The organism is Corallibacter sp. (assembly GCF_048381695.1).
In the GTDB taxonomy this organism is placed as follows: Bacteria; Bacteroidota; Bacteroidia; order Flavobacteriales; family Flavobacteriaceae; genus Corallibacter; species Corallibacter vietnamensis.
Genome location: NZ_JBLXHI010000018.1, coordinates 1 through 11,791, shown reverse-complemented (window position 1 = coordinate 11,791; position 11,791 = coordinate 1). Strand labels below are relative to the sequence as shown.

Genomic DNA, 11,791 nt, shown 5'->3' with positions numbered 1-11,791 from the left:
GAAATCGTAAACGGTTTTGTTAAGTGTCGTACTAAAGGAGGTATGATTGTAGATGTTTTTGGTATCGAAGCATTCTTACCAGGTTCTCAAATTGACGTTAAGCCAATTAGAGATTACGATCAGTACGTAAATAAAACAATGGAATTTAAGGTTGTTAAAATTAACCACGAATTTAAAAACGTTGTTGTTTCTCATAAAGCGCTTATCGAAGCAGATATCGAAGAGCAAAAGAAAGAAATTATTGGTCAATTAGAAAAAGGTCAAGTATTAGAAGGTGTTGTTAAAAACATCACATCTTACGGTGTATTTATCGACCTTGGTGGTGTAGATGGATTAATCCACATTACAGACTTATCATGGTCTCGTATCAACCATCCAAACGAAATCGTTGAGTTAGACCAAAAATTAAACGTTGTAATCTTAGACTTTGATGAGGATAAGTCAAGAATCCAATTAGGTCTTAAGCAATTATCTAAACATCCTTGGGATGCATTAGGAGAAGAAGTTGCTGTAGGTGACAAAGTAAAAGGTAAAGTAGTTGTAATCGCAGATTACGGTGCATTTATCGAAGTTGCAGAAGGTGTAGAAGGTTTAGTACACGTATCTGAAATGTCTTGGTCTACACACTTACGTTCTGCTAACGACTTTGTTAACGTTGGTGACGAAGTAGAAGCAGTTATCTTAACATTAGATAGAGAAGACCGTAAAATGTCTCTTGGTATTAAGCAATTAACACCAGATCCATGGACAGATATTACTACAAAGTATCCTGTAGGTTCTAGACACACTGGTACTGTACGTAACTTTACTAACTTTGGAGTATTTGTAGAATTAGAAGAAGGTATTGACGGATTAATTTATATCTCAGATTTATCTTGGACTAAGAAAATAAAACATCCATCTGAGTTTTGTAACGTAGGTGATAAGTTAGATGTAGTTGTATTAGAATTAGATGTTGAAGGACGTAAATTATCTTTAGGTCACAAACAAACTACAGAAAACCCTTGGGACAAATACGAATCTGAATTTGCTTTAGGTACTACTCATACTGCAGAAATTGCAGACGTTGTAGATAAAGGAGCTACAATTGAGTTTAACGAAGATATCGTTGCATTTGTACCATCTCGTCACATGGAAAAAGAAGACGGAAAAATGCTTAAGAAAGGTGACACTGCTGAATTTAAAATTATTGAATTTAATAAAGAATTTAAGCGTGTTGTAGCATCTCATACTGCTGTATTTAAAGAAGAAGAGATTGCTAACGTAAAAGCTGCTGCTAAAAAAGCAGAAGCTCAAGCTGCAGAAGCAAAACCAACTTTAGGTGATGCTAACGAAGCGTTACAAGCATTAAAAGATAAAATGGACGGTAAGTAATCTTACTTAATTTTTATATAATTAAAAGCCTCTCAATTTTTGAGAGGCTTTTTTATTTCGATTATTTACACTTATATATTATGATTTTTTAGTAACTACTTTAAAACACCTTTTTTTATTGTAAACAAATGATTATCAGTTATGTAGTGTTTTTCTTGTTAAAAATGTAGGTGTATTCTTCAATACATTAAAAAGTGTTAAAAAATTACGTCATTCGTCTAAATTTATTGATTTTATTGTGATATTTTTTGTAATTTAAATGTAACAGTAAATTATTATTAAAATTATAATGTGCGCACAATTATGGTTTAAATAATAAGCTATCAATTAACTTTTCTTAGTTATAAGATAGCTTTTAATTAATTAACCCTAATTTTTACATTATGAAGAATATTTTACACTTAGTAACAATTCTATTTGTTACAACGCTTATTGGTCAAAACGGAGATACTATAAATGATGCAATTCCTATTGATGGAACTATGGCAAGTATTGATATCTTAAACTACAACTCAGCTTCAAATTCAGGATTAGCTCCAGCTTGTATATCTGCAGATGATGTTTTTTATAAACATACAGTTAATGTAGGTGATAATAAAATGACAATTGGTATGGCATGTGCAGGCTTAGCTGTTATTACTGATGTTGAATATCAGATATTTAAAGCTCCTCAAGGAGATATTGGTCAGTTACAAGAGTTAGATTGTAATGCATATACGGTATTTGTATTAGTTGGCGGTAGTTTTCAATTTGTAATTGATGATACTGGTACATCTAATACCTATTATTTAAGAGTTTATAAAAACTCAGATTCCGGTATTAATTTATCAAGTTTATTAGGAGGTACTAGTATAACAATGAAGAGTGAATTTGATGCTACTTTAAGTACAGATACTCAAGAATTTGAAGACACTAAAATAGTAACTAAAGAAAATAAATTAGAAATTTTAGGAAACAAGAGTTTTACATCTTCAACAATTTACGCTTTAACCGGTCAAGAAATATATAAAGAAGATAATACAGAAGTTATAGATATTGTAGATATTTCTCAATTAAACACAGGAATTTACGTGTTAGTTTTAGAAAACGAAAATACATCTATAACACATAAGTTTATTAAGAGGTAGCAACATTTCTTAATGATTAGTAAAGGAGTTTTAGAAATAAAACTCCTTTTTCTATGTAAAAACAAAAACACCTTTTAACTTATCATATTTTACTTTACCTTTGTTAACCAAACCCGTTTGGAAAACACTATGAGTCAAAGAGTGCTACTTAATGCAACCGAAATAAACATCATTCTTCACAGATTGGCTTGTCAACTTATCGAAAATCATAACGACTTTTTAGATACTGTTTTAATAGGAATTCAGCCTAGAGGAAAGTTTTTAGCAAATAGATTAGCTGAAATTTTAACCAAAGAATATAAAGTCAAAAATCTTCAATTAGGGCATTTAGATATTACGTTTTATAGAGATGATTTTAGAAGAAGTGATAAACCTTTAGAAGCAAATAAGACAGAAATCAACTTTGTAGTAGAAGACAAAAAAGTAGTCTTTATTGACGATGTATTATATACAGGACGCAGTATTCGTGCTGCATTAACAGCAATACAAAGTTTTGGAAGACCTACAGAAATAGAGTTGTTAACACTTATAGACAGACGTTTTAGTAGACATTTACCAATACAACCAGATTACAGAGGAAGACAAGTAGATGCCATTAACAATGAAAAAGTTAAAGTGCATTGGAAAGAAAACGAAGAAGAAGACACGGTATATCTTATAAATAATTAAACTATGAGCGAATTAAGTGTTAATCACTTACTAGGTATTAAATATCTTAAAGAAGAAGATATAGAGCTTATTTTTAAAACAGCAGATCATTTTAAAGAGGTTATTAATAGACCCATTAAAAAAGTACCTTCGCTAAGAGATATAACTATAGCTAATCTATTTTTTGAAAATTCAACACGTACAAAACTGTCTTTTGAGTTAGCAGAAAAAAGACTATCTGCAGATGTCATTAACTTTTCAGCTGGACAATCTTCAGTAAAAAAAGGAGAAACCTTAATAGATACAGTAAATAATATCCTATCTATGAAAGTAGATATGGTAGTAATGCGTCATCCTAATCCTGGTGCAGGTGTTTTTTTATCAAAACATGTAGACGCAGCAATTGTAAATGCAGGAGATGGAGCACATGAGCACCCAACACAAGCGCTTTTAGATTCGTATTCTATTAGAGAAAGATTAGGTAGTGTAAAAGGAAAAAATGTAGTTATTGTAGGAGATATTTTGCATAGTCGTGTGGCTTTATCAAATATTTTTGCTTTAAAACTTCAAGGCGCAAATGTTATGGTTTGTGGACCTAAAACATTATTGCCAAAACATATTGATAAGTTAGGAGTAAAGGTAGAAACCAACCTTCGTAAAGCTTTAAATTGGTGTGATGTAGCAAATATGTTGCGTGTACAAAACGAGCGTATGGATATTAGTTATTTCCCTTCTACAAGAGAATATACCCAACAGTTTGGAGTTAATAAAGAGCTATTAGACAGTTTAGATAAAGAAATAACAATCATGCATCCAGGACCAATAAATCGTGGTGTAGAGATTACTAGTGATGTTGCAGACTCAAAACAAGCCATAATTTTAGACCAAGTCCAAAATGGTGTAGCTGTAAGAATGGCTGTAATCTATCTTTTAGCTTCAAAAATTAAAAACTAAGTTATGATTATAGATCAAAACGAAAACATAACAACCATAACCCAAGAAAATGCTTCGGTTATAGAATTGGTAAAAAAAATAGAGGCTCTTTATCCAAAATTTAAAAACAATAACATCATTGTTAATTTAAATACAATAAAACCTATTCCTTTAGAACAAATTATAGAGTTTTTAAGAGTTTCTAATCAACATCGTGCAGCAAAACATTCTTTTGTAATTGTAAATGAAGGTATAGATGTAGACAAAACTCCAGAAGAAATAGTAATAGTGCCAACACTTCAAGAAGCACAAGATATTATTGAAATGGAAGAAATGGAGCGCGATTTAGGATTTTAAATTCAACTTATGAAGTTAAATATTTTAGGCTGTTACAGCGCTACACCACGTACTTTTACAAATCCTACATCTCAAGTTTTAGAAATTAAAAATCATTTATTTTTAATTGATTGCGGAGAAGGAACACAAGTACAATTGCGTAAACATAAAATAAAATTTAACCGCATAAAGCATATCTTTATTTCTCATTTACACGGCGATCATTTTTTTGGCTTAGTAGGATTAATATCTACATTTAGATTATTAGGTCGTGAGGCAGATCTACATATTCACGCACCAAAAGGATTAAAAGAAGTCATTGTATTACAAATGAAGTTAGCCCAGTCTTGGACTAATTATAATTTATACTTTCATGAGCTTACTTCAACATCATCAGAGCTTATTTTTGAAGACGAAAAAGTAGAAGTACATACAATACCATTAGACCATCGCATATATACCAACGGTTTTTTATTTAAAGAAAAAATAGGAGAACGCAAGTTGGATATGAATGCAGTGCTTAATGAAGATATTGACGTAGCATATTATCGTAAATTAAAACAAGGTGCAGATGTACCAAATAAAAAAGGAGAAATAGTAAAAAACCAAACGGTAACTTTACCAGCACCACAACCAAAAAGTTATGCATTTTGTAGTGATACAGCTTATAACGAAGCTTTAGTGCCTATTATAAAAAATGCTACAGCACTTTATCATGAATCTACATTTTTAGAAAAACATGCAAAGCTAGCAGCTCCAACAAAGCACAGTACAGCTGTACAAGCCGCAACAATAGCCAAATTAGCCAATGTAGAGCAGTTGATATTAGGACACTATTCAACTAGATATGATAATCTACAAGATTTTAAAATAGAAGCTCAGACTATTTTTAACAATGTAGAATTAGCTGAAGATGGAAAAGTTTTCGAATTTTAGCCGAAATACAAATTACCTACTAACATTTAAAATTTAAATCTTGTAAATTTACATTCAAATTAAATTTATGGAAAAAGATTTAAGCAATTACCGAAAGTCCTACGAAAAGGGCGAATTACTCCTAAAAGACACACCAGAAAACCCTTTAGAACTCTTCAGAACTTGGTTTAATGAAGTAGACCAACATTTTCCGCAAGATGAAACTAATGCTATGACAGTATCTACTATTGGTTTAGACGGTTACCCAAAAAATAGGGTAGTACTTCTTAAAAAATTTACTTACGAAGGTTTTATATTTTACACCAATTATCAAAGCGAAAAAGGAAAAGCAATAGCCAATAACCCTAATATTTGTTTATCTTTTTTTTGGCATGGAGCCGAAAGACAAATAATTATTAAAGGTAAAGCAGAAAAGATTGCTCCTAATTTAAGTGATGGTTATTTTGAATCTCGTCCAAAAGGAAGTCAACTTGGTGCGTTAGCTTCAAATCAAAGTGAAGTTGTAGAAAGTAGAGATGTGTTAGAAAATAAGTTAAAAGCTTTAGAAATCGCATATAAAGGCAAAGAAGTAGAACGACCAGAATTTTGGGGAGGTTATATTGTTAAACCAATTTCTATTGAGTTTTGGCAAGGTAGACCTAATAGATTACATGATAGAATTTTATATACGTTAGAAGAAAATTACGATTGGGTTAAGAAAAGATTATCTCCTTAAAATATCGTTTAAATGCATAGTATTGATATTAATAATCGATAAAGTGTATTAAAAGACGTTAAAAAACATGTAGTTAATCGATTTTAACATTTCTTTAACATAATTAAAAATGAACTGTTCATATTTTAGAGGTACCCAAATTATTTATCCCTAAAATTATGAAACTAGCACTTAACCTACTTACTGTTTTTTTCTTTGCTATAACACTATCTTCTTGTAGCACAGATACTTTAGATGATGACCAAAATGTAGCTAAAAGTAATGACATTGTAATTCCTGAAGCTAAAACTATTGAAATAGAAATTTTAGAGTTAATTAACCAGCATAGAATAAGTATTGGTTTAAATGAATTAAAAAGTATAGACATAATTAAAGGTCAAGCGTATTCTCACACAGATTATATGATTGATATTGATGAAGTAAATCATGACTATTTTCATAGCAGAAAAGCTTACTTACAAGCAAATGCAGATGCCCAATCTGTGTCAGAGAATGTTGCATATGGATATTCTAGTGCAAATTCTGTAGTAAATGCTTGGTTAAACAGTGAAGGTCATAGACAAACCATAGAAGGAGATTTTAGTCATTTTGAGATATCTGCAGAAAAAAATGCTAACGACAAATGGTATTTTACAAATATTTTTATAAAAAAATAATAAAGGATAATAGCTAAAAAAAAGCCTTCCAATTTGGAAGGCTTTTTTTATTTATAATTATTTGTTATAATAAATTTTGATCGTCTGTTTTCTTCATGTTCTTCATCTGTACATTTAACTCCGTTTTTGCAACGATTTAATATTTGAGATTCTCCATAACCAATAGCGCTTTGTATTCGGTCTTTTGCTATGCCTCTAGAAAATAAATAATCTCTAGTAGACTTAGCTCTTCTATCAGATAATTTCATATTATAACTATCATTACCACGACTATCTGTATGAGATTCGATTTTAATAACCATTTTTGGATGTTCTCTCATAACAGCAACTATGTTTTCTAACTCATAAGCAGCATCTGGTCTAATATTAGATTTGTCAAAGTCAAAAAATATTGGGTTAATTACAATCTCATTATCAATAATAAGTGGTTTTAATGATAAATCAATTTCAGTTTCTTCTTGATTAATTGCAGATGTTTCAAACTCAATATTATCAGGTCTGTAGATTGGTTTTTCAGCTAAAATTGTATAAGTTTTCTCGCAATCTATTTTAAACTCGTAATAACCATCTTCTTTAGTTTGATATCTTTCTAATATTTTACCATCTATGTTAATTAAAGAGACTGTAGCTTTTGACAATAATTCATTAGTTAATTCATCTCTAATTAAACCTTTTACGATTTGTTCGCATTTTAATTTACCAAACGCATAAATATCATCTCCACCTTGTCCTCCTTCTCTGTTAGAAGAAAAATAACCTGTATTTGTTTCTGTATCTATAAAGTAACAAAAGTCATCAAAAGAACTATTAAAAGGAGCTCCTAAATTTTTGACTTCAATATCAGTATTGGTTTTTAAAATATTAGATTCAAAAATATCTAAAAGACCTAGGTTAATATTAGCATCACTAGAAAAGTATAGAGTAGAGTCTTTTGCAACAAAAGGGAATTTTTCGTTTCCTTCTGTGTTAATTTTTGGTCCTAGATTAATTGGTTCTCCAAATGTACCATCATCATTTATAGCTACTTTATACAAATCTGTTTGACCATACCCAGTATCCATATTTGATGAAAATATTAAAGTCTTATTGTCTGGAGTAAGGGTAGGAGCTGTAAAGTCAAAGTTTTCATTATTAAATGGTAATTCTTCAATATTTGTCCAGGTATTATCAACTTTAGTTGCTTTATAAAGTTTTAAATTTGAGGATCCACTTTTATTATACCGTCTTTTTTCCTTTTTATTTACATTATTTCTGGTAAAATACATTGTATTACCATCATTTGTAATGGTAACAAGACCTTCGTGATCATTTTTAGTATTGATTTCAGAATTTAATTTTGCTGCATTACTAAATATCTTTTTATTATTTTCTATAGTAATTTCAGATTCAAAAATATTTAAATAAGGTTCATTATTAAGTTCGTATAATTCTTTTTCATTTGTAATAGAATCTTTAACCCAAGTAGAGTAGAAGTATAATTTATTATCTTTTTCGAAGCTACCAAAATCTGAATATTTTGTATTTAGAGGTAAATTTTCAATTTCTACATAAACCTTTTCTGTGCTTGATAATTCTGAATATGTATCTAGATTAAATTTTTCTATATCTTTTATTCGTCTATCTTTTTTATTGTTCTTGTTAAAAATTTTGACAAATTCAATTGCTTCTTCATATTTCTTTTGAGCTCTTAAAGTTTGAATGTATTTATATATATAATCAGAGTTAATGTTTGGATATTTATCAATCGCTTTTTTATACCAAAAAGCAGCTTCTTTTACTTTACTAATGTTAAAGTAGCAGTCTCCTAGTCTTGACAAAATATGTTCTGTACTGTCTTCTTTTTTTAAAGCTTCTTTGTATAACTCTGCAGCATTATCATAATTAAAGTCTCTAAAAAAATTATCTGCAACTTTTGTTTGTGCTATTGAAAACTGACAAACAAAAAATAATATTAAGTATGTAAAATTTAATTTCATCTTTAGAAATATCTTGGAGATTTAACACGTTTTGTTGGTTTAAACACCTCAAACATCAACAATATTTCGTGTGTACCACCAGTGTAAGGTCTTAAATCTGTTATATAATGTTCATAAGCGTATCCAATTCTCATTTGTGGCGAAATTTGGAAATCTGCTAATCCTCCGATTGTTGACGTATCTTGATTATATCTATAACTTCCACCAATCCAAAACGTTTCATTAAATAGTAAGTGAGCACTTAAGTCAAAAGTTATTGGAGCACCATTTGTAAATTTAACTACTGTAGATGGCTTTAGTTTAGTGTTTTCACCTAAATCAAATACGTATCCTCCAGTAAAATAATATCCAACACGTTCTAACGCTATGTAATCTACATTAGGATCTAAAGCAGACTCGTTATAATTTGTATTAATAATTCTAGGAGCAGAAAGACCCAAATACCAACGATTTTGATGTAAATATGCGCCTACACCAAAGTTAGGATTCCAACGGTTTGTAAAATTGCTAAAAAATGGATCTTGAGATACACTTTGATCATCCAAAAATCCTGCTCTATCTAAGCTATAGTGTATAAAACCAGCGCTTAAACCTAATGCTAATTTAGTTTTTTCAGATACTTGAATTGTATAAGAAAAAGCTCCATTTACGTACACAAAATTTTCATAACCTAATTCATCATTTATAGCTGTAGCACCTAGTCCAATTTTTTCATTTTTTAAAGGCGAATGTATTGATACAGTTGAAGTAGTAGGAGCTCCTTCAAGACCAACCCATTGACTTCTATGTAGACCAACAATACTTAGTGTTTCTCTACTGCCTGCATATGCAGGATTTATGGAAATTGTATTAAACATGTATTGAGTAAATTGAGGTAATTGTTGAGCAGTTATCTCTAAACAACCTAAAAAGAACAATACAATTATTCCATATTTTGAAAATTTTTTCATTAATAGCATTTTTATTTAGTACCTAAATATATTGGACCAGCAATTGGGTCTAAACCACTTTCTTTAAGTACTACTACATAGTAATAAGTACCATTTGGCAATCTTCCTGCAGATCCAATTGAAGATGAAGGTGAAACTCCGCTCCAGTCATTTTGGTAATTATCAGATTCATAAACCACATCACCAAATCTGTTAAATAGTTTTACTTCTACAACAAAACCGCAATCAGAAGCTCCTGTAACATTAAATGTTTCGTTATAACCATCTCCATTTGGTGTTACAGCTTTAGATATTTTGATTCTGTCTAAGCTTCCACAAGGTAATACCACACAGTCTTCATTAATATTAACAGTTAATCTAAATGTTTTTAAGCATCCATTATCAATTGTTGTATAAGTAAAGACATAGTCACCTAAATCTACATCTAAAGGATCAAATATTCCATTTGCAATTGAAATTCCATCTGTTTCAACAGTCCATTCCATATCAGTATCATATCCAAGAGGTAGTTCATTGTATAGATCAATTTCACCATCTTCATAACATCTTGAAATAAATGATTCTTCTATAAAGTTTTCAGTAATGACGTTAATATTATGAGTAATTACTGTACTGTTGTTACATTCATCTGTTGCAGTCCAGATCCAAGTAATAGTGTACATTTCTTCCTCACCAGTGTATGTTGAAGTTTCTTCAAAAGTAAATTCAATATCTTGTTCAGAACAGTTGTCTTCAAAAATTAACTCAGGAACTTCTGGAATGTTAGAACAAACAACATCTGAAGGTAAATCTAATTGAGTCACTAATATTGGACCAACTGTATCTTCAATAGTTAACGTTGCTGAAGTAGAGGCTATGTTTCCACAATCATCCGCTACTGTATAGTTTACAGTAATAGTACCACCAAGACCACAAGTACTAACAAAGTTATTAAAGTCGAAGTCAGATGCTACGGTGTAGTTAGCATCTGCATCACAACTATCCGTAGGACACGTTTGTAAAGCAGCGATGTTAGCCGCATTCCAATCAGATGCTAGTTAGCATCCGCATCACAACTATCCGTAGGACACGTTTGTAAAGCAGCGATATTAGCCGCATTCCAATCAGATGCTAAAGTACTGTTATTAGCGCCATCACATTCAATAGTTTCATCTGAAACATCTGAACATAACGCTAAGTCTGGCGCAGTTGTATCTTCAATAGTTAACGTTGCTGAAGTAGAAGCTATGTTCCCACAATCATCCGCTACTGTATAGTTTACAGTAATAGTACCACCAAGACCACAAGCACTAACAAAGTTATTAAAGTCGAAGTCAGACGTTACAGTATAACTCGCATCCGCATCACAACTATCCGTAGGACACGTTTGTAAAGCAGCGATATTAGCCGCATTCCAATCAGATGCTAAAGTACTGTTATTAGCGCCATCACATTCAATAGTTTCATCTGAAACATCTGAACATAACGCCAAGTCTGGCGCAGTTGTATCTTCAATAGTTAGAGTAGCAGAAGTAGAAGCTATGTTCCCACAGTCATCCGCTACGGTATAGTTTACAGTAATAGTACCACCAAGTCCACAAGTATTAACAAAGTTATTAAAGTCGAAGTCAGACGTTACAGTATAACTCGCATCCGCATCACAACTATCCGTAGGACACGTTTGTAAAGCAGCGATATTAGCCGCATTCCAATCAGATGCTAAAGTACTGTTATTAGCGCCATCACATTCAATAGTTTCATCAGTCACATCCGAACAAAGTGCTAAGTCTGGCGCAGTCGTATCTTCAATAGTTAATGTTGCTGAAGTAGACGCCATGTTTCCACAGTCGTCCGCTACTGTATAGTTTACAGTAATAGTACCACCAAGTCCACAAGCACTCACAAAGTTGTTAAAGTCGAAGTCAGACGTTACATTATAACTAGCATCCGCATCACAACTATCCGTAGGACAGGTTTGTAAAGCCGCGATGTTAGCCGCATTCCAATTAGATGCTAAAGTACTGTTATTAGCGCCATCACATTCAATAGTTTCATCAGCCACATCCGAACATAACGCTAAGTCAGGCGCAGTTGTATCTTCAATAGTTAACGTTGCTGAAGTAGAAGCTATGTTTCCACAGTCATCAGCTACTGTATAGTT

At 31.3% G+C, this 11,791-nt stretch carries 11 protein-coding genes and 1 pseudogene; 8 read left to right on the top strand and 4 right to left on the bottom strand.

What is annotated here, in order from left to right; translation table 11 throughout:
* The 8 genes from rpsA to ACN5J3_RS13705 form a co-directional block, all read left to right on the top strand.
* A partial coding sequence (rpsA, locus tag ACN5J3_RS13740) for a 30S ribosomal protein S1 (protein ID WP_418512113.1) occupies positions 1-1,374 on the top strand: 1,374 nt, incomplete at its 5' end.
* Between the two features lie 383 nt (positions 1,375-1,757).
* Positions 1,758-2,501: a T9SS type A sorting domain-containing protein gene (locus ACN5J3_RS13735; protein WP_418512112.1), complete on the top strand. Its 744-nt coding sequence runs from the start codon at positions 1,758-1,760 to the stop codon at positions 2,499-2,501.
* 129 nt (positions 2,502-2,630) lie between these two features.
* Complete coding sequence (gene pyrR, locus ACN5J3_RS13730) at positions 2,631-3,170, top strand: bifunctional pyr operon transcriptional regulator/uracil phosphoribosyltransferase PyrR (protein WP_027879961.1); 540 nt, start codon at positions 2,631-2,633, stop codon at positions 3,168-3,170.
* A 3-nt stretch (positions 3,171-3,173) separates the two neighbouring features.
* Positions 3,174-4,103 (top strand): aspartate carbamoyltransferase catalytic subunit, encoded by a 930-nt coding sequence (locus ACN5J3_RS13725; protein WP_106678334.1) that lies wholly within the window; start codon positions 3,174-3,176, stop codon positions 4,101-4,103.
* A 3-nt stretch (positions 4,104-4,106) separates the two neighbouring features.
* Complete coding sequence (locus ACN5J3_RS13720) at positions 4,107-4,439, top strand: hypothetical protein (RefSeq protein ID WP_027879963.1); 333 nt, start codon at positions 4,107-4,109, stop codon at positions 4,437-4,439.
* A 9-nt stretch (positions 4,440-4,448) separates the two neighbouring features.
* Positions 4,449-5,354: a ribonuclease Z gene (locus ACN5J3_RS13715; RefSeq protein ID WP_418512111.1), complete on the top strand. Its 906-nt coding sequence runs from the start codon at positions 4,449-4,451 to the stop codon at positions 5,352-5,354.
* Positions 5,355-5,421: 67 nt separating this feature from the next.
* The gene (gene pdxH / locus ACN5J3_RS13710; RefSeq protein ID WP_418512110.1) at positions 5,422-6,069 is read left to right on the top strand and encodes a pyridoxamine 5'-phosphate oxidase; all 648 of its coding nucleotides are present in this window, start codon (positions 5,422-5,424) and stop codon (positions 6,067-6,069) included.
* Positions 6,070-6,227: 158 nt separating this feature from the next.
* Positions 6,228-6,725, top strand: coding sequence for a CAP domain-containing protein (locus ACN5J3_RS13705; RefSeq protein WP_370225455.1), 498 nt, complete (start codon positions 6,228-6,230; stop codon positions 6,723-6,725).
* Between the two features lie 47 nt (positions 6,726-6,772).
* Here ACN5J3_RS13705 and ACN5J3_RS13700 read toward each other — a convergent pair whose 3' ends face one another.
* The 4 genes and pseudogenes from ACN5J3_RS13700 to ACN5J3_RS13685 all read right to left on the bottom strand — a co-directional run.
* Positions 6,773-8,701, bottom strand: a complete 1,929-nt coding sequence (locus ACN5J3_RS13700) for an OmpA family protein (RefSeq protein WP_418512109.1) — start codon at positions 8,699-8,701, stop codon at positions 6,773-6,775.
* A 2-nt stretch (positions 8,702-8,703) separates the two neighbouring features.
* A complete protein-coding gene (locus ACN5J3_RS13695) occupies positions 8,704-9,651 on the bottom strand; it encodes a type IX secretion system membrane protein PorP/SprF (RefSeq protein ID WP_370225454.1) in 948 nt (315 codons plus the stop codon).
* 11 nt (positions 9,652-9,662) lie between these two features.
* Complete coding sequence (locus ACN5J3_RS13690) at positions 9,663-10,454, bottom strand: gliding motility-associated C-terminal domain-containing protein (protein ID WP_036227268.1); 792 nt, start codon at positions 10,452-10,454, stop codon at positions 9,663-9,665.
* A gap of 230 nt (positions 10,455-10,684) precedes the next feature.
* Positions 10,685-11,791, bottom strand: a pseudogene (locus ACN5J3_RS13685) (hypothetical protein); the annotation flags it as partial.